This is a genomic window from Piscibacillus sp. B03 (assembly GCF_052246295.1).
In the GTDB taxonomy this organism is placed as follows: domain Bacteria; phylum Bacillota; class Bacilli; order Bacillales; family Alkalibacillaceae; genus Piscibacillus.
The window spans coordinates 142,257-166,122 of sequence record NZ_JBQQCO010000002.1; the positions used below are offsets into that span (position 1 = coordinate 142,257).

Genomic DNA, 23,866 nt, shown 5'->3' on the forward strand with positions numbered 1-23,866 from the left:
TGAAGAGAAAAGGTGGTACTTATTTTTTGTTTTTAGCCCATATTCCTTGAAATGCATTGACTATTTGTATAAAATACGTATACAATAATAACAAAATTAAATTACGTGAAAGGCTGTAAGAGAGGAGTACAAGTTGGACTCTGACAGAGAGGGAAACATTAGCTGAGAGTTTCCTCAGTATGAAAGCTTGGAAGGTCGCTCTGAAAATGCTGGTTCGTTGAATTAAAGTAGGTGAACCCGGGAAGTCCGTTATGCTAAATGAAGCGCACAACTGTTTATAGATCAGTTTGTGAATAAAGGTGGTACCGCGAAATCAATCTTTTCGTCCTTTTTATAAGGATGGAAAGATTTTTTTATTTTATATAACTATTTTAGGAGGGTCTTTTATGTCAGAAGAGCAAAACATAATGGCTCCTAAGTACAATCCTCAAGAGGTTGAACAAGGTCGCTATAAGTTTTGGGTAGATGGTAAGTTTTTTGAAGCTAAAGACGATGAAAGCAAGGAGCCGTTTACGGTCGTGATCCCACCTCCAAATGTAACGGGCCGTTTACATTTAGGGCACGCATGGGATACAACGTTACAAGACATTATCACTCGTTACAAGCGAATGAGAGGTTATGACGTTTTATGGCTACCTGGTATGGACCATGCTGGGATTGCAACTCAAGCGAAAGTAGAAGGTAAACTTCGCGAAGAAGGAGTATCTCGTTACGATTTGGGACGAGAGAAATTTTTAGAACGTGCATGGGATTGGAAAGAAGAATATGCCTCGTTCATTCGTCAGCAGTGGGAGAAAATCGGGTTAGGCCTAGATTACTCTAGGGAACGCTTTACATTAGATGAAGGACTTTCAAATGCGGTTAAAGAGGTATTTGTTACTTTGTATGAGAAAGGTCTCATTTACCGTGGTCAGTACATTATCAATTGGGACCCAAGCACTCAGACAGCATTATCTGATATAGAAGTTATTTATAAAGACGTAAAAGGTGCATTCTATCATATGAAGTATCCATTGAAAGATGGATCTGGTCATATTGAAATCGCAACTACTAGACCTGAAACAATGTTAGGAGATACGGCTGTTGCTGTTCATCCTGAAGATGATCGTTATAAGCATTTAATTGGTAAGAAAGTAATTTTACCAATTGTAGGGCGTGAAATTGAAATTATTGCAGATGACTACGTTGATATGGAGTTTGGCTCAGGCGCTGTAAAAATCACACCTGCACATGACCCGAATGACTTTGAAATCGGTAATCGTCACAATCTAGAGCGTATTTTGGTTATGAATGAAGACGGTTCGATGAATGAAAACGCAGGTAAGTATGAAGGTATGGATCGCTTCGAATGTCGTAAACAACTAGTGAAAGACTTACAAGAGGATGGCGTTCTATTTAAAATTGAAGAACACGAACATTCAGTTGGACACTCTGAGCGTAGTGGAGCAGTTGTAGAGCCTTATTTATCAACTCAATGGTTTGTAAAGATGGAGCCATTAGCTAAGCAAGCAGTTGAACTACAAAAAACTGATGATAAGGTTAACTTCGTACCTGAACGATTCGAAAACACTTATTTAAATTGGATGGAAAATATTCGTGATTGGTGTATTTCTCGTCAATTATGGTGGGGCCATAGAATACCTGCTTGGTATCATAAAGAAACTGGTGAGGTTTACGTTGGACGTGAGGCACCAGAAGATATTGAGAATTGGAGACAAGATGACGATGTATTAGATACATGGTTTTCTTCGGCGTTATGGCCGTTTTCAACAATGGGTTGGCCAGATGAAAATAGCAAAGACTTTCAGCGTTACTTCCCAACAAACGCTTTAGTAACTGGTTATGATATTATTTTCTTCTGGGTAGCTCGCATGGTATTTCAATCAGTAGAGTTTACGAATAGAAGACCATTCAAAGATGTGATTATGCATGGACTTGTTCGTGATGCACAAGGCCGTAAAATGAGTAAATCACTAGGTAATGGTGTTGACCCAATGGATGTGATTGACAAGTATGGTGCAGACTCATTACGTTACTTCTTAGCGACGGGTTCATCACCTGGTCAAGACCTTCGCTTCCACTGGGAGAAAGTAGAATCTACATGGAATTTTGCGAATAAAATTTGGAATGCTTCACGTTTCGTTCAGATGAACCTAGAAGGATTTAAGTATGAAGACATTGATTTAACAAAGAAAAAATCATTAGCGGATGAGTGGATTTTAACTCGTTTAAATGAAACGATTGAAAACGTTACGCGTAATATTGATCGTTATGACTTTGGCGAAGCGGGTCGTCATTTATACAACTTTATTTGGGATGAATTTTGTGACTGGTATATTGAAATGGCGAAGTTACCACTTTATGGTGATGATGAAGAAGCTAAACAAACAACTCGTTCAATCTTAGTTGTGACTCTTGATAGTATATTACGTATGCTTCACCCGTTCATGCCATTCATTACTGAAGAAATATGGCAGCATATCCCTCACAAAGGGGAGTCTATTGTTACAAGCACGTGGCCTGAGGTTCGTGCTGAATATAACAATGAACAGTCTTCTAAAGAAATGCAACGACTAGTATCGATTATCCGTTCTGTACGTAATGTACGTGCTGAAGTGGATACGCCGATGTCTAAAGAAATTAAAATAATGATTAAAGCAAATGATGCATCAATTGTTGATGAACTTGAACGCAACAAGATATATCTAGAACGTTTCTGTAACCCAGAAACACTATCAATCGCAACAGATTTAGATGTTCCAGAACAAGCAAAAAGTGCAGTTGTGACAGGTGCGGAAATTTTCTTCCCTCTAGAAGGGTTGATCGATATTGATGCTGAAATTGATCGACTAAAGAAAGAGCTTGATAAGTGGAATCAAGAGGTAGAACGTGTTCAGAAGAAACTTTCAAATGATAACTTCGTTAATAAAGCCCCTGAACATGTTGTTCAAGAAGAGCGTGACAAAGAAAAAGACTACCTTGAGAAGCAAAAGCTAGTCGAACAACGCATCAAAGAATTAGAGGAAGTCTCATAACACATTTAAATTGCCTGCTACTTTAGCAGGCAATTTATTATATGGAGGATTTTACATGGAAAACAAGGAAATAAGCTGGCTTAAAGAACAACTTAAAGTAGGAATTAAACCTGGGTTAGATCGAGTTAAATTACTACTTCAAAAATTAGGCCACCCAGAAAAGAAATTGAAAATAATCCATATAGCTGGCACTAATGGTAAAGGGTCAACTTTAACTTTTTTAAGAAATATTTTGTCTGAACATAGTTATGAGGTCGGAACATTTACTTCGCCATATATCGAGCATTATAATGAACGAATTAGTATTAACGGAAGCCCAATCTCTGATGACGAAATGAGTCATTATATTAAGTTACTTAAGCCACTTTGTAACGAGATAAGTCTTACGGAATTCGGAAAACCAACAGAATTTGAAATTGTAACATGTATAGCCCTGCAATATTTTAAAGATAAGAACGTGGATTATGTCATTTTAGAAGCGGGATTAGGCGGTAGAATGGATTCTACTAATGTGGTTAATCCCTTATTATCAATTATCACAATGATTGGTTATGATCACTTAGATGTCCTGGGAGATTCAATAGAAGAAATAGCTACAGAGAAAGCGGGTATTATTAAGCCTAACGCACCAGTCTTCACAAATGAAATAAAGAGTGAAGCCTTTCATGTATTAGAATCAAAAGCAAAACAGACTCAGTCATCTATTTATAGATTGCATAAAGATTTTGATTATTCTTGGGGAAATTCTTATGAAGATGGGGAAGAATTCAACTTCATTTCTGATGAACTAACGATTAATGGACTTCGTTCAACAATGACGGGAAAGCATCAAATTGAGAATGCTTCTTTAGCCATTTATTCTGCTAAAAAATTGAGTGAATTAGAAGGGATTTTTCTATCAATAGAGAAAATTATAAAGAGCATAGAACGAACGACATGGGTCGGAAGGTTTGAATTTATTCACCGTAACCCGACTATTATATTAGATGGAGCGCATAATGTTGAAGCTTTTGAACAGTTAATTGATACAATTAATAATCGCTACAATCCTTCTCACATTAAGCTTCTTATATCAGTTATTAAAGGCAAACCTATAGAACCGATTATAGATATGCTGAGTAGTCAATATGAGGATATTACTATTACTTCATTTGATTTCGATAAAAGTTATAGTAAAAAAGAACTATTACAAAAGTTCTATAAATGTGATATAATAGTTTCTGAAAATTGGAAATCAACAGTAAATGATTTTATAGACCAACAAGAGACCAATGAAGTATTAGTAGTAACAGGATCATTGTATTTTATTTCGGTTGTTAGAAGTTATTTGAATGGGCGGTAAAGGATAAAATATTTTCTTTAGAAATGAAGGGGTTACTTATGGCGAAATCAAAGGTTATTACAATTTGGACGATTTGGTTAATAGCTTTTCCGTCTCTTGTTACATACGCGTACCTTGAGTTTAAACCGGATTTTAATGATCATTGGTTAGACTTATTAGCTTTTGCGATTGTGATCGGTGCAGTTGCTATATTTCCTATTAAAGTTGGAAATATAACCGTGTTTTTTAGTAATGGTGTTAGCTTAGCAGCATTTCTATACTTCGGTTTATTTGTAGAATTAGTGCTCACACAGTTATCATTAGTGGTTCTCTTTATTAAAATAAAACTAAAAAAAGACGAAGCTCACAGAATTCCTACCAATTCAACTATGTTTTTACTTACATCAGTAATCTCAGCATGGGTGTATTACGGACTAGGCGGCACACATGGAGCATTAACGTTTGATTCAGTCGAGCAAGTTATTCCTTTAGTAGGGTATATTTTTGCAGTTATATTGGTGAACCAAGTATTTTTATCCTTATTACAGTGGTTCATGCACGGAGAAAATTTACTTGCTTATCCTAAGAGCCTGTTAATCGATTCAGGTGCAACGCTTTTAGCTTTCCCGTTAGGATTAGTGTTATATTTGATGTATTTACAGATAGAAGCAATAGCTGTATTCTTCGTTGGGATACCATTCATTCTATTATCAATTGTTTTTTCTTATTATCACAATACTCAACGCATAAATAAGTATCTACATACAACAAGTGAAATTGGACATGAACTTTCAAAAAGTTTAAATGTTAAAAGTGTACTTGATAAGTTTTTAAATGAAATTAATCGATTAATACCAGCGTCAAATATATATGTGTTTGACGTCTCAAATGACAGTCGTATGATGGACCTCATTAGGTTCATGGATGATCAAGGAAACCAATTTAAAAAAGAACTTAAAATGTATCAGGGAGAAGGTTTCTCGGGAACGGTTTATGAACGTAAGGAAAGCATTATGTTAATGCGTGTAAAGGAAATTAAACAACTAGCTCCCCATGAGCTCCCGAATGGAACAAAAAGTGTAATGGGCGTTCCAATTCAAAGAAGTGGTAAGATTGTTGGTATTTTAACCGTGTGTTCAAATGATTTAAATGCATATGAAAAATATCACTTGATGCTATTAGAGATATTAGCAAACTTCTTGTCGGTAGCAATTGAGAATGCAAGACACTATGAATCAGCTAAGACTAAAAGTCAACGTGATCAATTAACTGAATTATATAATTACCGTTATTTCATTGAACATATTGATGAATATGCTAAGGATTTAGAAGCTAAAGGTATAGAAGAAAACCTTTCTGTTATAATCCTTGACCTAGATTCGTTTAAAGCCATTAATGATGAACATGGACATGAATCAGGTAATGAAGTACTAGTCGAATTATCTAGAAGGCTCGAAAGACTATTTGGGCATTATGGTATCATAGCTCGCTATGGTGGTGAGGAATTTACAGTTTTAATTAAAGGAATGCCTCATGATGATGTCGTTCAAATAGCAGAAGATATTAGGTACTCAATCGCAAATGAACCATTTATACTCTATAAAGCGATTGATGGTAATGTAGAGGTTAAGGAAATTAATGTTACAGCCAGTATTGGTGTTGCCACGTATCCAGAGCAATGTGAATCACCTCAAGAATTAATTAGGAATGCAGATCGCTCTATGTATGTAGGGGCAAAACGTAACGGTAAAAACAAAGTAGCTTCATTAAGTTTATAACGTAATAAGAGAATGGTTCCCGAATTTTGTGGGGACCTTTTTTTGAGAGTAAACAAGTTGAAATTATTTTAAAAGTCAACTTTTTTAACTTACCGTCTTATAATGTATACCGTATTGTCAAACCAACGTGCGCTTGGGTTATTCGTATAAATTTGTCGAAGTCGTTTGACAAGATTTGTCTTATTTTTTAAAACGTCTGTGGTATTCTCATATCAACAAGAAGTAAGGTGGTATGAGAATGGACGAGCATAAAAAAGTTAGAGTTACAGTGAATCAGGAAAATCAATCTAATAAAAAGCACGACTTAGAATATTACTTAACACCTAAGAATAAAAAATCTCAATCTTCTATTTTAGGGTTCCACAGTAGATCAAATTTGTCTAAAATGATGAAACCTGTTTTATTGGCTGTTTTATTAGGTGTCTTGTTTGGAGCAGGCCTAATTTATTACTTCTCAGATCTTACACCTGATGCTTTGCCAGCTACAACAACAGAAGTTGATGAAGAGGAAGAACCTAGTAGCGAACCTAATAATAACGAACAGCAAAGCGGAGAGACACTTTCTAAACCTGGTCAAGTCTATGAAGTTGTTCAGTTTGGATTGTTTTCTTCTAAAGAAAATGCTGATGAATTAATAAGTGATTCATTACAGCCAAATGCAGTCCCAGCTACAGTACAAGAACAGAATGGTCAATTTTATGTCATTAGTCATTTGATTTCATCAGAATCAGAAAAAGATGCAATAACTGATTGGCTAGAATCCAATGACCTTGTTTATATGGAAAATTTCTTCTATAAATCATGGAGCTTTGACGCGGTTAATGTTGATGTTAACGAAAGTAATTTAGAATGGTTAAATGAAGGTATAACGTTAATTGAGAAAGGTGAAAGTGGAGATCAAAACTGGGAATCTGATTTACAAACATGGTTTAGTCAACAACCTCCTGATTATGAACAGTCAGCTAAGTTACAGGAAATTAGTGAATTATTGACTAAACTTGGGGATAGCTCAGACTTAACACAACAATCCTTTATAAAAAATACAATTATATTAAATATGCATTTGTTTTATTCAAATTTAGCCTAAACTTATTTTCTGTCATAAAAATGCATTAATAAAACTAAAATTAATAAGAAAACGCGATTTTCCTATAAGAGAAAACGTGTTTTTCTATGCTTTGTGACAAACAATTTAAATGTTTATCATATTGGTATACTTGGAGAGGAGATTGAAGTATGCCAATTGATACCATATTTATTAAAGATGTGCCAAAAGATGACAGGCCGCGGGAACGACTCATTCAAGCTGGTCCTCATGCCCTATCTAATCAAGAGTTAATTGCTATATTAATTGGGAGTGGTACGAAAGGAACTTCAGCATTATCCTTAGCTACTAGGGTCCTTGTGCATTTTGAAGGTCTTTCTCTACTAAGAGATGCTTCAATTGCTGAATTCACTTCAATTAAGGGGATCGGTGAAGCGAAGGCCGTTCAATTGCTAGCAGCTATAGAGCTTGGAAGAAGGTTACACAGTTTCAAAGCCGGAGATCGATTTACGATTAGAAGCCCTGAAGATGGAGCTAATTTCTTAATGGAAGAAATGCGAAATCTTAAACAAGAGCATTTTGTAGCCCTGTATTTGGACACAAAAAATCAAGTTATTCATCGGCAAACAATTTTTATTGGTAGTTTAAATTCATCAATTGTTCATCCTAGAGAAGTGTTTAAAGAAGCGGTTAAAAGGTCTGCAGCCTCCATCATTTGTGCTCACAATCACCCCTCTGGTGACCCATCCCCATCTAATGAAGATATTCATGTGACTAAGCGATTGTTCGAATCTGGCAAAGTGCTTGGCATTGAACTGTTAGATCATCTCGTTATTGGTGATCAAAGGTTTATATCATTAAAAGAAAAAGGTTATTTATAGTACCACAAATTTAGTCATAATATCCCATATTTTTGCCTCCGATATCTCTATCTATTTTCTACTTTTTTTCGTATAATAAAATAGAGACTTTAAAAGTAGCGCCAATTTCATATTTTGGACAAATATGTTGGCGCTTATTCATGTTTTGAAAAGCCATTACATAATTTAAAGTAACAAATGAAGTCATCAGAGAGGAAGATTGTAATGGGCTCATCTTTGTTCAGCCGAGATTTTGGCATTGATTTAGGAACTGCAAATACGTTAGTATTTGTGAAAGGTAAAGGTATTGTGCTTAGGGAACCATCCGTAGTTGCAATCAATAATCATACGGGTGAAATTACAGCAGTGGGTAATGAAGCTAAAAGTATGATTGGAAAGACACCTGAATCATTGTCGATTATTAGGCCAATGCGAGATGGAGTAATTGCAGATTATGATACTACATCGTCCATGATGAATTATTATATTGGTAAGGTTAATCCAAAGTCTTGGCTAGGAAAACCTAATGTCATGGTTTGTGTACCATCAGGCATTACGATGGTAGAGGAGCGAGCAGTGATCGACGCCACGAAACAAGCAGGGGTTAAGCATGTTTATCTAATTTCTGAACCATTCGCTGCAGCAATTGGAGCTGATTTAAGTGTTTGGGATCCGACTGGAAATATGGTCGTGGATATAGGTGGAGGGACTACAGAAGTAGCCATTATATCACTCGGTGGAATCGTTACGAGTAAATCCATTCGGACTGCTGGAGATGAAATTGATGAACAAATTTTATATTACGTCAAGAAAGAAAAAGACTTAATTATAGGAGAATCAACAGCTGAGCAAATTAAAATGGAATTAGGATCAGCTAAGAAACCAGATACAGAAAGTAGTATGGAAATCAGAGGACGCGATGCTGTATTTGGTTTACCAAAGACTGATACAATTACTAGTTCTGAAGTAGTCGAAGCTATTTCTGATACAATAAATGATATAATCAATGCAGTGGTAGATACTTTAGAAAACGCACCACCTGAATTGTCCGCTGATATTATGGATCGCGGAATTGTTTTGACAGGTGGAGGTGCTATGTTACGACACCTTGATGAGGTAATTAAGGCTAAGACAAATATTCCGGTTTTTGTAGCAGACCATCCATTAGATTGTGTTGCTATTGGAACAGGGAAATCACTAGATTATATCGAACACTTTAAAAATTCTCCGACAATCGCAAGAAGAAACATACTTAACTAGGAGTAGGTGCTACACTATATGCCTTCATTTTTAAGGAAACGGAAATTAATTGTACTATTTACTACGATCATACTTATTGTAACGATGATTGGTTATTCTTTAAGAGCAGACGAACAATCCAATATTGGAGTTCAGTTTATATCCGATACCGTAGGATTTTTCCAAAACATTGTTTACCAACCAGTCAATTATGTAATAGGTTTTTTTGATAACGTAGATGAAATTAGAAATGTTTATAAACAAAACCAGGTTCTTAAAGAAGAACTTCAAGATTATAAGACGATGGCATTCAAGGTGAATGAGTTAGAAAAAGAAAATGAAGAATTACGGTCATTAATAGATATGGATGAAGCCATTAGTGATTATTCACCAATAAAAGCAACCGTTATTTCAAGGAGTCCTGAGCAATGGTTTAACCAAGTAAAAATCAATAAGGGACGAATGCATGGTGTTGAGCCTAACATGGCGATTTCAACAGCAAGTGGCATGGTTGGTAAAGTGATTGGTGCATCGCAAATGACTTCTACTGTACAACTATTATCTGGTTTTGATGAAGACAATCGTATATCCGCAGTTGTAGATGGGGATGAAGACATCTTTGGTCTTGTAGAAGGATATGATGAGGAGACTGATTCTCTAATATTTAGAGACATGACAGATAGTGGAAAGCTTGAAGTTGGACAAACAATTGTTAGTTCAGGTATGGGGGGAGTTTTCCCTAGAGGACTGTTAATAGGAGAAGTGTCATCAGTTGAGTTAGACCAATATGGACTAACGAAAATTGCTCATATAGAACCAGCTGCAGACTTAATTGATATTAATCACGTCATGGTGATTGACCGAGATATACACTCACCAATATTAGATGACGATGAAGAAGTAGAAGAGGAGGAATAATATGAGATTCCTCTATCTACCTTTAACTTTAATGGTTTTTTTAATATTAGAAAGTGTAGCTGTCCGCTTTATTCCAAAATCAATTATCATGTCCGATTTAATATATATTCCACATTGGATATTAGTATTCTCGTTACTTATTTTATTGTTTTATGACAAAGAACACACGTATCATGGAATTATTAACGGTGTAATATTTGGTGCATTATTTGAACTAGTATATACCGATTTAGTTGGGATATATGTTTTAGCTTATGGTATTGCTCTTTACTTAGTTCATTTATTAATAAAGGTTTTACAACAGAACTTTATTGTTAGTTTTCTGTTAGTATTTGTTAGTATTATTGTGGCTGAGTTTATTCTGTACTTTGTATATTCATTAGTTGGACAAGTTGATCTTGCAGTGCAACAGTTTATGCAGTTGAGATTAATCCCCACAACTTTAAGTAATCTATTATTCTTATTAATCATTTATCCATTTTTCGCAAAACGTTTGATGAAATGGCAGGAAGAAGACGAACAAATCAAGTAATTAATTATTGGTGGAACAAAATTGGGGTGTACCGTTTATGACAGAATGGAACCATTATGTAACGATGAAAGGAACCAATAATGGCATCGTTGTTTATTTAGATGACCAGTGCTCTTTTGATCATCTATTAAGTGAATTAGAAAATAAATTAAAAACGAATAAAGCTTCTGGAGCTACGGAAATCACTATACATAGTCAATATAGGTATTTAAGTGAAGATCAAAGACAAGTGTTGATACAGCTAATAGATGAACATAGCGATCTCACTGTGAAAAATATAGAGTCTTATGTCATAACTAGAGAGAAAGCATATGATCTTTACGAAAATACAACTGTTAAGACCGAAATGAAAACGATTAGGTCGGGACAAGTACATGAGGTGAAAGGTGATGCTCTAATCATTGGTGATATAAATCCAGGTGGGACTGTGATGGCAACAGGTAATATCTTTGTTCTTGGAAAGCTTAGAGGGATTGCACACGCTGGAGTTGACGGTGATGAGAATTGTGTTGTCGCAGCTTCCTATATGCACCCGAACCAAATTAGAATTGCATCAAAGATTAGCCGAGCACCAGATTATGATGTGGAAGGTTCTCCAAGAGAATTTGCATTTATTAATCCAGATTCAGAACAGATTGAATTAGAACAATTACAGCATATACAAAAATTACGTCCGAGATTATTGGATGTATTTGAAAGGGGATTGTAATATGGGTGAATCAATTGTAATCACATCTGGTAAAGGTGGAGTTGGAAAAACCACAACAACTGCTAATATCGGAACGGCATTAGCCTTAATGGGTCAAAAGGTTTGCCTAATTGATACAGACATCGGACTGAGAAATCTAGATGTAGTTTTAGGGTTGGAAAACCGTATTATTTTTAATTTAATTGATGTTATTGAAGGGCGTTGTAAATTACAATCTGCACTTGTTAAAGATAAACGATTCGAATGCCTACATATTTTACCGGCTGCACAGACTAGTGATAAAAATGAAGTTTCTCCTGAAGCAATCGCAGAATTAGTTGAAGAATTAAAACCTGACTATGATTATATTTTGATTGATTGCCCAGCTGGAATCGAACAGGGTTATAAAAATGCCGTTGCAGGGGCAGATAAGGCAATTGTTATATCAACTCCTGAAAAATCTAGTATACGTGATGCTGATCGAATCATCGGGTTACTAGAACAGGAAGAATTGCAAAACCCGCCTTACTTAATTATTAACCGTATTCGTAAACATATGGTTGATAGTGGGGATATGCTAAGTGTAGATGAAATTGTTTCAACATTATCAATAGAACTACTCGGAATCATTTTGGATGATGAAGACGTTATTCGTTCATCTCATCATGGTGTTCCTGTTGCATTTCAGCCAGATACTAAGGCTTCTATTAGTTACCGAAATATTGCAAGACGAATCTTGGGTGAATCAGTACCGCTAATGTCATTTGACGATGAAAAAGGTTTTATGACAAAAGTAAAAAAAATATTAGGCATGAAATAATCTATATGTTAGCTGTCCAATAACTTTTGGACAGCTTTTCTTATAGTTTTATTCTAAAATTAAACGACTCTATCATATCTCTCAGACTTCTTGAATAAGCTAGTACAAAATAGAAAGGGAATGGTGAGAAATGAGTCATAAACTTGATGAAATAAGAAGTAATATTGCTAAGAGAAAATCGCAAAGACCTAAACTGAATAAAAATACAACCTTTAATTATAATCCTTTATTGGAAGACGAAGAACGTCACGGTTTTACATCATACCCAAACGCAGATGGCTCGGGTTTTAATACCCCTAAGTCAACTAAAGTGCTATCGAAATTTTTAGGATCAGCAATTATTGTTTTTCTAACACTATTCATTTACCAAGCTCAATTTCCAGTTTTAAATCAACTAAAACCAGTTGTGCATGATGTATTAACAGAAGATTTGCCATTTGCAACTGTACAAGCCTGGTATGATGAACACTTTGCAACTCCTTTCTTATCATTTGGACGAGATGAGGAGCGAATGGTAAGTCAAGAGGCTCAATCAATTCCGGTATCAGGAGTACAAGTGGATCACGTTCGGGATTTTGAAAACGGCATATTTATAGAAGTAAATGAAGCCAAAAATGTTCACCCATTAGATCGAGGTACAGTATTATTTGCAGGTCAAAAACCTGACACAGGAAACACTGTTATTATTCAACACGAAGATGGACGTAAATCGGTTTATGGCAATTTAGATACCATTGATGTATTTCATTATCAATTTGTCTCTCCAGGTCAAACGATAGCAAAAATTGAACCAGATGAATTGGTGGGGTATACTAACATGTATTTTGCGGTACAAGAGGGTAGTCAGTTCGTGGATCCGACACAATTTATTTTAGGGGATATGGATGTTTCAGAATAAAGTTATACAAATACACCCCCTTCTTTTGCTATTATTAATTGCTAGTTACTTTTTAGGTTTATTTATTGAATTGATTGCCTTTTTTGTCATTATCATTATTCATGAGTTGGGACATTATTTCGCTGCAAAGTATTTTAGATGGAACATTACTAGGTTAATGATTTGGCCTTTTGGTGGTGTGATGGAGACGGAGGATTATTATAATCGTTCCAGCAAAGAAGAGTTTTGGGTTGTATTATCCGGGCCATTACAACACATCTGGATCTTTGCACTTCTATTAATTCTTGATTCGTTTAATGTTGAACACGTGATTTTAGATCAATTATGGATGATTAATTCTGTTATTTTACTATTTAATTTGATTCCGATTTTACCTTTAGATGGGGGAAGAATATTGTTTTTATTAATATGCAAATATATTCCGTTCCATCAAGCAATTATTTGGATGTCAATTGCATCAATGGTCATCATCGCTTCTGTTAATGTATTGTTGTACTTTTTTGTTTGGACAAGCATACATTTAACCTTTTTATCACTCTTCTTATTACTAGATAATTGGTTGCTCTTTAAAAATAAACATATATTGTTGCTGAAGCATTTATTAGGTAGATATTTTGCTATAGGTTCTGAACTTGCTGACATTGAATTATTAAAAGTGAGAAACGACACTCCAATTAGTGAAATTGTAAAGCACTTTAAAAGGGGTTGTTATCATTTTATATATGTGGGTCAAAATAACAAGCCAATCCCAGAGGAAGAATGTTTGCAATTACTTTTTACAAAGAATAAACCGAATTTAACCCTTCAACATACACATGCCAAAGAAGCCTGATAACTTAATTTTTTAGGTTGAATACGAACTGATTACTGAACTCAACGGAGTTAAGATTCAGTTCGTTATTTTTTTGTAATTGATGTAATTATATTAAATATTAAAATCACAAAAAATTCTTCTTTACAAGTGCGCTTATTTTTTTATAAAATGAAGGACGGTTGGCAGCAGAGACAATTGATTCAACTTGGTTTAAAGGTTGACAATCTTTTTCATAACGTGCTATTATTTATTTTGTTATGCATAAATGTAGCACCCGCTGCTACAACCGCTCAGAAGAGGTTTTTAAACTTACTAAAGTAAGTACCTCGATGGCGAGTCTTAGTCTATGAGGAGGTGCAGTAGAATGTACGCAATTATTGAAACTGGCGGTAAACAGATCAAAGTAGAAGAAGGTCAATCAGTATTCATTGAAAAGCTTGACGCTGAAGCAGGTGAAGAAGTAACGTTTGACAAAGTCCTTTTTGTTGGTGGCGACAATGTAAAAGTTGGATCTCCATTAGTTGATGGTGCAACAGTTACAGGTAAAGTCGACAAGCAAGGCAAAGGACGCAAGATTACAGTTTTCAAATACAAGCCAAAGAAGAACTACAAGCGTAAGCAAGGTCATCGTCAACCTTATACAAAAGTGACGATTGAAAAAATTAATGCGTAAGGACTAATTCCTCATGATTGAGTTGACTATATTTAAAGATACAAATGATACCATTCAAGGGTTTGAATTGAGCGGTCATGCTAATAGTGGGCCATATGGGCACGATTTAGTGTGCGCGGCGGTATCAGCTGTTTCTTTTGGTGCAGCAAATTCAATTATGGAAATTTGTCAGATTGAACCTGAGATTGAGCAGGGTTCTGAAGGTGGTTATCTGAAGCTGCTCTTACCTAAGAGGATGTCTGATGAACAATGGGAGAAAGCCCAAACGTTATTACAAGGAATGTATGTTACATTCCAAACGATTGAAAGAGATTATCACCAATATATATCCATCTCTGAAAAATAAGGAGGTGCATTTCGATGCTACGTCTAGATTTACAGTTTTTCGCACAGAAAAAAGGTCAAGGTAGTTCCAAAAACGGACGTGACTCAGAGTCTAAACGTCTTGGAGCTAAACGTGCTGATGGCCAAGTTGTAACTGGTGGTTCGATTCTATACCGTCAACGCGGTACTAAAATCTACCCAGGTGAAAACGTAGGCCGCGGTGGTGACGATACACTATTCGCAAAAGTAGACGGTGTTGTACGTTTTGAACGTTACGGTCGTGACCGTAAAAAAGTTAGCGTATACCCACAAGAAGCATAATGATGCTATATAAAAGCTGACTCATATTAAGGAGTCAGCTTTTATTCTTTTTAGAATACATATTCTTCTTACTCTATCTTCCGAATGAAATGGATTATGGTATGATAGTATCAAAAAGGATAGGGTGAGTGAGCATTGAAGGTTGAATTAAATGATGTTTTACACTTATTACGTTTATATCGTCATGATTTAATGAATCAACTCCAATTAGTTGATGGTTACGCGAGTATGAAACAGCACGACCTTTCTCAAGAGAAGCTTCATAATTTAATAAAGAGCTTACGAGATGAGCGATTACTTCAAACGTTAGATGCTCCACAGTATGTTTATTGGTTAATTCAACTCAAATTAAAAGAACGAGAAATGGAAATTGAATTTGACATAGAACATAATGAAGACTCATTATTAGAGTTTGATGACAGATTAGTCCATGATGGAAAAAGATTATTTGGGGAAATTAAAGATCATGTAGACGAATTTAGTCAGTTACATATTCTAATTCAAATAAAACATGAACATGATTGGTATATTAAGTATCAGGTTAAGGGTATTGATTTATCAGATGGAGATTTTCAAGCTGACTGGAAAGGTCGGTTAGAGAAAGTTAAAAAGGATAACACAACTTCATTTGTATTTACTTATAAGTAGGTGAGAGAATGTTTGTCGATCAGGTGCAAGTATTTATAAAAGCTGGTGATGGCGGAAATGGTTTAGTTGCGTTTCGTCGTGAAAAATATGAACCAATGGGAGGCCCTGCCGGTGGTGATGGTGGTAACGGTGGTGACGTGGTGTTTGAAGTAGATGAAGGATTAAACACCCTAATGGATTTCCGTTATCAAAAACACTTTAAAGCTACACGTGGAGAAAATGGTATGAGCAAAGGGATGCATGGTAAAAATTCAGAACCTTTAGTCGTACCTGTTCCCCCAGGCACTACTGTAAGAAACGCAGATACAGGAGACTTAATCGCTGACTTAACACAACATCAACAACGTGCAATAATAGCACAGGGTGGTCGTGGAGGCAGAGGAAACATTCGTTTCGCAAATGCTCGCAACAGAGCGCCAGAAATTGCGGAAAATGGTGAGCCAGGAGAAGAGCTTTATGTAACATTAGAATTAAAAGTTCTAGCGGATGTTGGTCTAGTCGGCTTTCCAAGTGTAGGAAAATCAACATTGTTATCTGTTGTTAGCGCAGCTAAACCCAAAATTGCTGATTATCATTTCACAACCCTGGCACCAAACCTTGGTATGGTTCGAACTGAAGATGATCGAAGTTTTGTTATGGCCGATTTACCAGGATTAATTGAAGGGGCACATTCAGGTGTAGGGTTAGGACATCAGTTTCTAAGGCATATTGAACGAACACGTGTCATTGTACATGTGATCGATATGTCAGGGTTGGAAGGTCGCGATCCTTATGAAGATTTTAAGACCATTAACAATGAGTTAAAACAATATGATGAGCGTTTAATGGAACGCCCACAAATAATTGTGGCAAATAAAATGGACATGCCAGATTCTGAAGTGCATTTAGAAATGTTTAAAGAACAATTAGATGAAGATTATCCTATTCATCCAATTTCTGCAGTTACTAAAGAAGGTGTTCGAGATTTATTATTCGAGATTGCCGATACATTAGAAAAAATTCCTAAGAATCGTTTTGAAACATTGGATGAAGAAGAGCAGAAGGATGAACGTGTGGTTTATAAATATGAAAAAGATGATGACACTCTTCATATTACCAGAGATCCAGATGGAGCTTATGTAATTTCAGGTAAGACAATTGAACGAATCTTCAAGATGACGGACTTTAACCGTGATGAGTCAGTTAGGAGATTTGCGCGTCAAATGCGCCATCTAGGTGTTGACGAGGCATTGCGTAAGCGAGGAGCTAAAGATGGAGATACCATTCGCTTACTTGATTTTGAATTTGAATTTATAGAGTAGTAAGAGCCATAAGGAAGGCTTGAGTAGGTCATACTCAAGTCTTTCTTTATCTTTTATATATATTTTTACATCTTCTTATAATTTAACTTTTAGGCATATGACTCAACATTTTAAGCCTTTTGCATACTCTGTTATTGGGATAATAAACCGAAAGGAGTATGACCAATGAGAATTCATGTCGTGCAAAAAGGCGAAACGTTTAATTCAATTGCTCAAAAATATAATCTGTCAGTCGATGAGTTAGTAGGGATGAATAGACATCTAGACCACTCTAATGAATTAATGCCAAAGATGAAGGTTAAAGTACCAATGGAAACAAATGAGGTGGCTAATCCAATAAGTGAGAAGCTAGATGTGTCAAATAAGCGTATGGCTCTACCACATAACCCTAATCAACCTAAGATGTTACCAAGAGTAAAAGAGGATGAGTTTGTGATAAGTGATAAATTAATCACTTCTATAGAAGATGACCAAGATAATGAATTCATCCAACAATTTTTACCAGAAGGGTACACAGGATGGGTTACACCGGAACCTTCCCCAACCCAAATGTATGATTATCATTATCCAATGCAACCTGTAGTACCTTATCAATTTGAAGAACAACGTCAATACACCCCAAATTACTACGATCCTTATGGCTATACGAACGTCAACCCATATGGATATACTTATAATCAATATGACTATAGAGCTTATAATCCTTGTGGTTGTAACGGTTATTATTACTAATTCTTTGTACCAGTTAAAATAGTTGTGCTAAAATATATAACAGTAATTGTCGTAAACAAAGGGGATTAGAGAATGGAAAAGCATATCGAGCAGTTAGTTAAGTGGTTACAAATGAAAGTTGACGAAGCTAATGTAAATGGTTTAGTCGTAGGACTTAGTGGCGGGATCGATTCCACAGTCGTCGCTTATCTTATTAAGAAAGCATTCCCCAATCAATCGTTAGGGGTTATTATGCCTTGCAAAAGTGACGGAAAAGATGAATCAGATGCTCAATTAGTTGTCAAAGGCTCAGGCATCGAATCCTTAACGGTTGATTTATCAGATGAACATGAATTACTTTTTAAGAATATTAAAAAACAAATCCAATCTAAAGAAACCTGGGACAACGAACGAGAGAAATTAGCTGATGCTAATTTAAGAGCTCGATTAAGAATGAGCACACTCTATACGATAGCAACAAACTATAATTATTTAGTTGTAGGTACAGACAATGCTGCAGAATGGTATACAGGTTACTTCACAAAATATGGTGATGGAGGAGTCGATTTAGTCCCTCTTCTTCATTACACAAAGTCAGAAGTGCGCGAATTAGCTAAAGAACTTGGGGTTCCAGATGAAATTATTAACAAAGCTCCAAGTGCAGGACTTTGGGAAGGTCAAACGGATGAAGAAGAAATGGGGGTGTCATATGACACCATTGATGCTTTCTTACGCGGTGAGAAAATAAATGAGGCGGATGAAAACTTAATTATAAAAATGCACGAACGTACTGCTCACAAACGCACAATGCCACCTTCACCACCAGATTTCCATCATTTCACATTAGAATAAACGAATGAGAAACACCTCTTATTTCAAACTAAGGATACGGAGGTGTTTTCATTGTTTAAGAAATGGACTTTGCTAATGAGTTTGGTTTTGTTAGGTGCTTGTACATTTGTGAACCCTAATCAAGAGGAAAGTATATCAGACGGTGAAGAAACAACGGACATTCAGTTCGATCAACAACAGGAACCATCAACAGAAGAAAAAATTCGTTACAATATGTATCCGAACCCTTATGAGTATTATAAACAACGTGAAACTGAGGAGTCTTTAGGTAATACAGATAACAATGGACGTATTAGAGATGAAAAGTTTCGCGAGCGTAATGAACAAAACCGTCAGATTTACTATGAACTAAGGAACTTACGTGAGATTAGGGAAGCAGGTGTTGCGGTTACTGACGACCAAATTTACGTGGCCATTTATTTAGCCAGTCGAGTAGAAGAAGAAGAAGCTATTGAAAAAACAAAAGAAGTAGTAGAAAATATAACTGGTAGAACAGATATTTCTGTAAGTGTGGATGAGGAGTTCCACAATCGTATAGAAGACCGTAAGAAAGATTAACGAAAAGGGGTCACCCTCCTTTTCGTATACATAATGAATGGGGGACTTAATATGAAATTTGCAATTGTAACTGGTGCATCAAGAGGTTTAGGAGAAGAGGTAGCTAAAAATTTATTAGATAATGGCTATAATCTTTTTACGATTTCAAGAAAAAGAAAGACAAACGAATTAAAAAATTTAGCAAACGAGAACAGACAGTCTTATTACCATCATTCGTGTGACTTAAGTGATCTTGAAAAACTTAACGATGTGTTACATGAGATTGTAACGAAACTACATAAAGATTCTTTAGAAGAATTACTAATTGTTAATAACGCCGGAATGGTAAACCCAATAGGTCCAGTAGGGTCAATTGAGAATCACGATATTGTTAAACATGTTTCGGTTAATTTAACAGCATTAATGTTTATCGTTAATACTATGAAAAAACACATTAATACTGAGCGTTTATTTGTCGTTAATATTTCATCAGGTGCTGGTGAAAGACCGATGTATGGTTGGAATGCTTATTGTTCAACTAAATCAGCTGTTAACATGTTTACGCAAACAGCTGCATTAGAAGCGGATGAGCTTAATTCAAACGATCTACACATTGCATTTAGTCCTGGTATAATGGATACAGATATGCAAGAAGAAATTCGCAGTTCAGATCAAGAACAATTTAAATTGGTGGACAAATTTAAACAATACAAGGAAGAAGGGAAACTACGTAGTCCTAAAGAAGTGGCAGATATTCTTATGGAATTAATTAATAAACCTTCAGAAATTGAAAATGGTAAAGTTTATCGTGTTTATGATTTAATAAAGTAATGTTTTAAGGGGAGTGGGAAACCATGGCAGGTCATTCAAAATGGCATAATATTAAACATAAAAAGAATGCCAAGGATGCAAAACGCGGGAAAATCTTCATGAAACTAGCTAAAGAAATCTATGTTGCTGCTAAACAAGGCGGAAGTGATTTAGAGACGAACTCTGCACTACGACTAGCCGTTGATAAAGCAAAGGCAAATAATATGCCTAATGATAATATTGAACGTGCCATTAATAAAGCAACTGGCAACCTAGACGGAGAAAACTACGAAGAGATGGTGTATGAAGGTTATGGACCAGGTGGTGTTGCTGTTATGGTTGAAGCCTTAACCGACAATAAAAACAGAACAGCATCTGAAGTCAGGCACGCTTTTTCAAAGAATGATGGTAACTTAGGTGAAAACGGCTGTGTTTCATTTATGTTCCATCGAAAAGGGTATATTGTCATAAAACAGGAAAACGTAGAAAGTGATGAAGATACGTTTATGTTGGAGGCAATTGAAGCTGGGTGTGAAGAAATCGAACCACAAGATGAGGTTTATGAAATTTATACGACAGTTGAAGACTTTGAAGATGTAAAGAATGCTCTTGAGAGTTCTTATCCACTAGAAGTCGCTGAGTTATCAATGTTTCCAGACACTTATACGTCACTAGATGAGGATCAGCAGAATAAAATGGATAAAATGATTGATATGCTTGAAGATTTAGATGATGTACAAGAAGTTCATCATAATATGGAGTAATCAGTATAAAACCTCTCCTTTTGGGGAGGTTTTCACATTTTATTTCGCTATGTATTATAAACTCATGTTAAACTAATAAGTAGAACGTTTGTTCATAGGAGGAACTCATGTACGCATATATAAAAGGGGAACTTGTAGAGTTAACTGATGAGTATCTAGTAGTAGATGTGATGGGGATTGGATATGAGTTATTGAATGCTAACCCATATCTATTTCAATCATACTTAAATCAAACTGTTAAGGTATATACATATTTGCATGTACGAGAAGATGCTCAGCTTTTATATGGATTTAAAAAAGAAGAAGAAAAAGAATTGTTTAAGAAGTTATTAAATGTTTCTGGTATTGGACCTAAACATGCTATGAATATTGTTGGACAAACAACGGTAAATGATTTTGCGCTAGCAGTTGAACGTGAAGATGAGAAGTTCATTACCCAATACCCCGGTGTTGGTAAGAAGACTGCTCGTCAGATCATTCTCGATTTAAAAGGTAAAGTGACCGAGTGGATGACGGCAACCGAAAGTCAACAGGTCGATGTGCAAATTTATCACCAAAGTGTCTCTGTTTACTATGAGGAAGCTGTAGAAGCATTAAAGGCATTAGGTTATTCCACTAAAGAAATTAATCAGGTTTCTGGAAAGTTAAAAACTTTGGAAGCATCATCAACTGATGATGTAGTGAAAAAAGGTTTACAGCTATTAATGCGTTAAAGTAGGTGAATAAAATGGATGATCGCATGGTGTCAGGAGAAGTTCAACAGCATGATGAAGAGGTTGAGCAAAGCTTACGCCCAACTATGCTGAGTCAATATATTGGACAGTCTAAGACTAAACAAAATTTAAGTATCTTTATAGAAGCAGCAAAAATGCGTGAGGAACCTTTAGATCATGTGTTATTATATGGACCGCCGGGGTTAGGTAAGACAACAATGGCATCAATTATCTCGAATGAAATGGGTGTCCAATTTAGAACAACATCTGGACCCGCAATTGAAAGAGCTGGAGATTTAGCAGCAATTTTATCTTCTTTAGAAGCGGGTGATGTATTATTTATTGATGAAATTCATCGCCTACCTCGCTCAGTAGAGGAGATTCTTTATCCAGCGATGGAGGACTATGTATTAGACATTGTAATTGGTCAAGGGTCTGAAGCAAGATCTGTAAGATTAGAACTACCACCTTTTACATTAGTCGGTGCAACGACACGTGCTGGTCTTTTATCTGCTCCATTACGTGATCGTTTTGGAGTATTAAGCCGATTAGAGTTTTATAATATAGAAGAATTGAGCATGATTATAAAGAGAACATCAGAAATTTTTGAAATAGGTATTGATGAAGAAGCAGCAGGAGAGATTGCTTCACGATCTCGTGGAACACCTCGAATTGCTAACCGTTTATTAAAACGTGTACGTGATATTGCACAAGTAAGGCAGGAGAAAACGATATCCCTTGAAACGACACAGGAAGCTTTATCCATGTTACAAGTGGATGTTGCTGGCTTAGATCATATTGATCATAAATATTTATTAGGCATTATTGATAAATTCCAAGGTGGACCAGTTGGATTAGATACCATTTCTGCAACAATTGGTGAAGAGTCACAAACCATTGAAGATGTTTATGAACCGTTCTTGCTTCAGCAAGGCTTTATTCAACGTACGCCAAGAGGTCGTGTTGCCACCATTAAAGCTTATGAGCATTTTGATAGGGAGGTCCAACCATAAATGGATTTTGGAAAAATACTAGTCGTTATTGGCATTGTCTTAATAATCGTTGGATTATCTTGGAGTTTTATTGGAAAATTACCTGGAGATATTACATTTAAAAAAGGCAATACGACTGTTTATTTTCCAATAGTAACATCGATCGTAATCAGTATTATTTTAAGTTTGATTTTCTTTGTAATTGGTAGGTTTAGATAAGGGAAGTGAGTTCAACATGAATATAGAAGATTTTAATTTTGAATTACCAGAAGAGCTAATCGCTCAAACACCATTAGAGAACCGATCAAGTTCAAGATTAATGGTCTTAAATCGAGAAGAAGAGTCAATTAATCATCGGCACTTTTATAATATAGTTGATTATTTTGAACCTGGAGATTGCCTAGTACTAAATAACACCAAAGTCATGCCTGCACGATTATTTGGTGAAAAAGAAGACACAGGTGGTAAAGTAGAATTATTACTCTTAACTCAATTAAAAGGTGATGAATGGGAAGTTCTTGTAAAACCTGCTAAGAAAGTTAAAGTAGGAACAAGACTGACTTTTGGCAATGGTTTGTTAAAAGCAGAATGTACTGGATTGAAAGAACACGGTGGTCGTACGGTTCGATTTGAATATAGCGGGATTTTCTTAGAAGTTCTGGATCAATTAGGCGAAATGCCATTACCACCTTATATAAAAGAACAATTAGACGATCGTGACCGTTACCAAACTGTCTATGCAGAAGAAGTGGGGTCGGCCGCTGCACCTACAGCAGGCTTGCATTTTACTGAAGATTTATTAGATAAGATTAAAGCTAAAGGTGTTCATATAGCTTATATTACATTGCATGTAGGGTTAGGAACATTTAGACCCGTTCAAGTTGATAACATTGAAGAACATGATATGCATGCGGAGTTTTATCAAATGACTCAAGATACGGCAAACTTATTAAATGAGGTTAAACAAAGCAATAATAAAATTGTAGCGGTTGGTACTACATCTGTTAGAACCTTAGAGACCATTGCAAGAGATGAAAATGGAACGTTTAAAGAAACAAGTGGTTGGACGGATATTTTTATCTATCCACCTTATCAATTTAAAGCGATTGATGCTATGATCACGAATTTCCATTTACCAAAATCAACGTTGATTATGTTGGTCAGTGCTTTTGCGAATCAAGACTATATTTTAAAGGCATACAATGAAGCTGTGGATGAACGTTATCGCTTTTTCAGCTTTGGCGATGCCATGTTAATCCTATAATGAAGGTG

Annotated in this window: 26 protein-coding genes and 2 other annotated features; all 26 genes read left to right on the plus strand. The window is 35.7% G+C overall.

The features are described 5' to 3' along the window. The first annotated feature begins 106 nt into the window (after positions 1-106). Positions 107-333: a binding site (T-box leader), on the plus strand. Between the two features lie 53 nt (positions 334-386). The 26 genes from ACTWQB_RS02370 to queA all read left to right on the plus strand — a co-directional run bounded on the left by ACTWQB_RS02370 (position 387) and on the right by queA (position 23,858). Next, on the plus strand, positions 387-3,035 hold the full coding sequence (locus ACTWQB_RS02370) for a valine--tRNA ligase (RefSeq protein WP_443137579.1): 2,649 nt from the start codon (positions 387-389) through the stop codon (positions 3,033-3,035). Between the two features lie 55 nt (positions 3,036-3,090). After that, complete coding sequence (locus ACTWQB_RS02375) at positions 3,091-4,377, plus strand: bifunctional folylpolyglutamate synthase/dihydrofolate synthase (RefSeq protein WP_443137580.1); 1,287 nt, start codon at positions 3,091-3,093, stop codon at positions 4,375-4,377. Positions 4,378-4,415: 38 nt separating this feature from the next. Beyond that, positions 4,416-6,134: a sensor domain-containing diguanylate cyclase gene (locus ACTWQB_RS02380; RefSeq protein ID WP_443137581.1), complete on the plus strand. Its 1,719-nt coding sequence runs from the start codon at positions 4,416-4,418 to the stop codon at positions 6,132-6,134. 238 nt (positions 6,135-6,372) lie between these two features. Then, positions 6,373-7,221: a hypothetical protein gene (locus ACTWQB_RS02385; protein ID WP_443137582.1), complete on the plus strand. Its 849-nt coding sequence runs from the start codon at positions 6,373-6,375 to the stop codon at positions 7,219-7,221. A gap of 149 nt (positions 7,222-7,370) precedes the next feature. Beyond that, on the plus strand, positions 7,371-8,060 hold the full coding sequence (gene radC, locus ACTWQB_RS02390) for a RadC family protein (RefSeq protein ID WP_443137583.1): 690 nt from the start codon (positions 7,371-7,373) through the stop codon (positions 8,058-8,060). 204 nt (positions 8,061-8,264) lie between these two features. Further along, positions 8,265-9,299, plus strand: a complete 1,035-nt coding sequence (locus tag ACTWQB_RS02395; protein ID WP_443137673.1) for a rod shape-determining protein — start codon at positions 8,265-8,267, stop codon at positions 9,297-9,299. An 18-nt stretch (positions 9,300-9,317) separates the two neighbouring features. Then, positions 9,318-10,196, plus strand: coding sequence for a rod shape-determining protein MreC (gene mreC, locus ACTWQB_RS02400; protein WP_443137584.1), 879 nt, complete (start codon positions 9,318-9,320; stop codon positions 10,194-10,196). 1 nt (position 10,197) lies between these two features. After that, positions 10,198-10,728 (plus strand): rod shape-determining protein MreD, encoded by a 531-nt coding sequence (gene mreD, locus ACTWQB_RS02405; RefSeq protein WP_443137585.1) that lies wholly within the window; start codon positions 10,198-10,200, stop codon positions 10,726-10,728. Positions 10,729-10,738: 10 nt separating this feature from the next. Continuing rightward, positions 10,739-11,437, plus strand: coding sequence for a septum site-determining protein MinC (gene minC, locus ACTWQB_RS02410; RefSeq protein ID WP_443137586.1), 699 nt, complete (start codon positions 10,739-10,741; stop codon positions 11,435-11,437). 1 nt (position 11,438) lies between these two features. Beyond that, positions 11,439-12,236: a septum site-determining protein MinD gene (minD, locus tag ACTWQB_RS02415; protein ID WP_443137587.1), complete on the plus strand. Its 798-nt coding sequence runs from the start codon at positions 11,439-11,441 to the stop codon at positions 12,234-12,236. Between the two features lie 130 nt (positions 12,237-12,366). Continuing rightward, a complete protein-coding gene (locus ACTWQB_RS02420; RefSeq protein ID WP_443137588.1) occupies positions 12,367-13,134 on the plus strand; it encodes a peptidoglycan DD-metalloendopeptidase family protein in 768 nt (255 codons plus the stop codon). Then, complete coding sequence (locus tag ACTWQB_RS02425; protein WP_443137589.1) at positions 13,121-13,966, plus strand: M50 family metallopeptidase; 846 nt, start codon at positions 13,121-13,123, stop codon at positions 13,964-13,966. Before ACTWQB_RS02420 ends, ACTWQB_RS02425 begins: the two co-directional genes overlap by 14 nt. Before the next feature lie 256 nt (positions 13,967-14,222). After that, positions 14,223-14,298 (plus strand) — a sequence feature (ribosomal protein L21 leader region). A 14-nt stretch (positions 14,299-14,312) separates the two neighbouring features. Continuing rightward, positions 14,313-14,621 (plus strand): 50S ribosomal protein L21, encoded by a 309-nt coding sequence (rplU, locus tag ACTWQB_RS02430; protein ID WP_443137590.1) that lies wholly within the window; start codon positions 14,313-14,315, stop codon positions 14,619-14,621. Between the two features lie 13 nt (positions 14,622-14,634). Beyond that, positions 14,635-14,967 (plus strand): ribosomal-processing cysteine protease Prp, encoded by a 333-nt coding sequence (locus tag ACTWQB_RS02435; RefSeq protein ID WP_443137591.1) that lies wholly within the window; start codon positions 14,635-14,637, stop codon positions 14,965-14,967. 14 nt (positions 14,968-14,981) lie between these two features. Next, positions 14,982-15,266, plus strand: a complete 285-nt coding sequence (gene rpmA, locus ACTWQB_RS02440) for a 50S ribosomal protein L27 (RefSeq protein ID WP_443137592.1) — start codon at positions 14,982-14,984, stop codon at positions 15,264-15,266. Positions 15,267-15,401: 135 nt separating this feature from the next. Continuing rightward, positions 15,402-15,914 (plus strand): Spo0B domain-containing protein, encoded by a 513-nt coding sequence (locus ACTWQB_RS02445; RefSeq protein WP_443137593.1) that lies wholly within the window; start codon positions 15,402-15,404, stop codon positions 15,912-15,914. An 8-nt stretch (positions 15,915-15,922) separates the two neighbouring features. Further along, a complete protein-coding gene (gene obgE / locus ACTWQB_RS02450) occupies positions 15,923-17,215 on the plus strand; it encodes a GTPase ObgE (RefSeq protein WP_443137594.1) in 1,293 nt (430 codons plus the stop codon). A gap of 165 nt (positions 17,216-17,380) precedes the next feature. Continuing rightward, the gene (locus ACTWQB_RS02455; protein WP_443137595.1) at positions 17,381-17,947 is read left to right on the plus strand and encodes a LysM peptidoglycan-binding domain-containing protein; all 567 of its coding nucleotides are present in this window, start codon (positions 17,381-17,383) and stop codon (positions 17,945-17,947) included. Between the two features lie 72 nt (positions 17,948-18,019). Beyond that, positions 18,020-18,778 carry an NAD(+) synthase gene (gene nadE / locus ACTWQB_RS02460; protein WP_443137596.1) on the plus strand — a complete coding sequence of 253 codons (759 nt, stop codon included), beginning with the start codon at positions 18,020-18,022 and terminating at the stop codon, positions 18,776-18,778. A 51-nt stretch (positions 18,779-18,829) separates the two neighbouring features. Then, positions 18,830-19,336, plus strand: coding sequence for a YhcN/YlaJ family sporulation lipoprotein (locus ACTWQB_RS02465; protein ID WP_443137597.1), 507 nt, complete (start codon positions 18,830-18,832; stop codon positions 19,334-19,336). A gap of 51 nt (positions 19,337-19,387) precedes the next feature. Continuing rightward, the gene (locus tag ACTWQB_RS02470; protein WP_443137598.1) at positions 19,388-20,146 is read left to right on the plus strand and encodes a (S)-benzoin forming benzil reductase; all 759 of its coding nucleotides are present in this window, start codon (positions 19,388-19,390) and stop codon (positions 20,144-20,146) included. Positions 20,147-20,169: 23 nt separating this feature from the next. Next, complete coding sequence (locus ACTWQB_RS02475; protein WP_443137599.1) at positions 20,170-20,889, plus strand: YebC/PmpR family DNA-binding transcriptional regulator; 720 nt, start codon at positions 20,170-20,172, stop codon at positions 20,887-20,889. A 107-nt stretch (positions 20,890-20,996) separates the two neighbouring features. Beyond that, a complete protein-coding gene (ruvA, locus tag ACTWQB_RS02480; RefSeq protein ID WP_443137600.1) occupies positions 20,997-21,602 on the plus strand; it encodes a Holliday junction branch migration protein RuvA in 606 nt (201 codons plus the stop codon). Positions 21,603-21,616: 14 nt separating this feature from the next. Continuing rightward, positions 21,617-22,615: a Holliday junction branch migration DNA helicase RuvB gene (gene ruvB, locus ACTWQB_RS02485; protein WP_443137601.1), complete on the plus strand. Its 999-nt coding sequence runs from the start codon at positions 21,617-21,619 to the stop codon at positions 22,613-22,615. Beyond that, complete coding sequence (locus ACTWQB_RS02490) at positions 22,616-22,813, plus strand: DUF2905 family protein (RefSeq protein WP_443137602.1); 198 nt, start codon at positions 22,616-22,618, stop codon at positions 22,811-22,813. A gap of 16 nt (positions 22,814-22,829) precedes the next feature. Further along, a complete protein-coding gene (gene queA / locus ACTWQB_RS02495) occupies positions 22,830-23,858 on the plus strand; it encodes a tRNA preQ1(34) S-adenosylmethionine ribosyltransferase-isomerase QueA (protein ID WP_443137603.1) in 1,029 nt (342 codons plus the stop codon). Positions 23,859-23,866 lie beyond the last annotated feature (8 nt).

Excerpts from the sequence above, each read along its gene's own strand:
- ACTWQB_RS02395 (WP_443137673.1), top strand. The coding sequence starts at position 8,265 with ATGGGCTCATCTTTGTTCAGCCGAGATTTTGGCATTGATTTAGGAACT.
- ACTWQB_RS02490 (WP_443137602.1), top strand. The coding sequence starts at position 22,616 with ATGGATTTTGGAAAAATACTAGTCGTTATTGGCATTGTCTTAATAATC.
- ACTWQB_RS02470 (WP_443137598.1), top strand. The coding sequence starts at position 19,388 with ATGAAATTTGCAATTGTAACTGGTGCATCAAGAGGTTTAGGAGAAGAG.
- nadE (WP_443137596.1), top strand. The coding sequence starts at position 18,020 with ATGGAAAAGCATATCGAGCAGTTAGTTAAGTGGTTACAAATGAAAGTT.
- ruvB (WP_443137601.1), top strand. The coding sequence starts at position 21,617 with ATGGATGATCGCATGGTGTCAGGAGAAGTTCAACAGCATGATGAAGAG.
- ruvA (WP_443137600.1), top strand. The coding sequence starts at position 20,997 with ATGTACGCATATATAAAAGGGGAACTTGTAGAGTTAACTGATGAGTAT.
- rpmA (WP_443137592.1), top strand. The coding sequence starts at position 14,982 with ATGCTACGTCTAGATTTACAGTTTTTCGCACAGAAAAAAGGTCAAGGT.
- ACTWQB_RS02380 (WP_443137581.1), top strand. The coding sequence starts at position 4,416 with ATGGCGAAATCAAAGGTTATTACAATTTGGACGATTTGGTTAATAGCT.
- mreC (WP_443137584.1), top strand. The coding sequence starts at position 9,318 with ATGCCTTCATTTTTAAGGAAACGGAAATTAATTGTACTATTTACTACG.
- rplU (WP_443137590.1), top strand. The coding sequence starts at position 14,313 with ATGTACGCAATTATTGAAACTGGCGGTAAACAGATCAAAGTAGAAGAA.
- ACTWQB_RS02435 (WP_443137591.1), top strand. The coding sequence starts at position 14,635 with ATGATTGAGTTGACTATATTTAAAGATACAAATGATACCATTCAAGGG.
- minD (WP_443137587.1), top strand. The coding sequence starts at position 11,439 with ATGGGTGAATCAATTGTAATCACATCTGGTAAAGGTGGAGTTGGAAAA.
- ACTWQB_RS02375 (WP_443137580.1), top strand. The coding sequence starts at position 3,091 with ATGGAAAACAAGGAAATAAGCTGGCTTAAAGAACAACTTAAAGTAGGA.
- ACTWQB_RS02420 (WP_443137588.1), top strand. The coding sequence starts at position 12,367 with ATGAGTCATAAACTTGATGAAATAAGAAGTAATATTGCTAAGAGAAAA.
- ACTWQB_RS02370 (WP_443137579.1), top strand. The coding sequence starts at position 387 with ATGTCAGAAGAGCAAAACATAATGGCTCCTAAGTACAATCCTCAAGAG.
- mreD (WP_443137585.1), top strand. The coding sequence starts at position 10,198 with ATGAGATTCCTCTATCTACCTTTAACTTTAATGGTTTTTTTAATATTA.
- ACTWQB_RS02455 (WP_443137595.1), top strand. The coding sequence starts at position 17,381 with ATGAGAATTCATGTCGTGCAAAAAGGCGAAACGTTTAATTCAATTGCT.
- ACTWQB_RS02425 (WP_443137589.1), top strand. The coding sequence starts at position 13,121 with ATGTTTCAGAATAAAGTTATACAAATACACCCCCTTCTTTTGCTATTA.
- ACTWQB_RS02385 (WP_443137582.1), top strand. The coding sequence starts at position 6,373 with ATGGACGAGCATAAAAAAGTTAGAGTTACAGTGAATCAGGAAAATCAA.
- ACTWQB_RS02475 (WP_443137599.1), top strand. The coding sequence starts at position 20,170 with ATGGCAGGTCATTCAAAATGGCATAATATTAAACATAAAAAGAATGCC.
- queA (WP_443137603.1), top strand. The coding sequence starts at position 22,830 with ATGAATATAGAAGATTTTAATTTTGAATTACCAGAAGAGCTAATCGCT.
- radC (WP_443137583.1), top strand. The coding sequence starts at position 7,371 with ATGCCAATTGATACCATATTTATTAAAGATGTGCCAAAAGATGACAGG.
- obgE (WP_443137594.1), top strand. The coding sequence starts at position 15,923 with ATGTTTGTCGATCAGGTGCAAGTATTTATAAAAGCTGGTGATGGCGGA.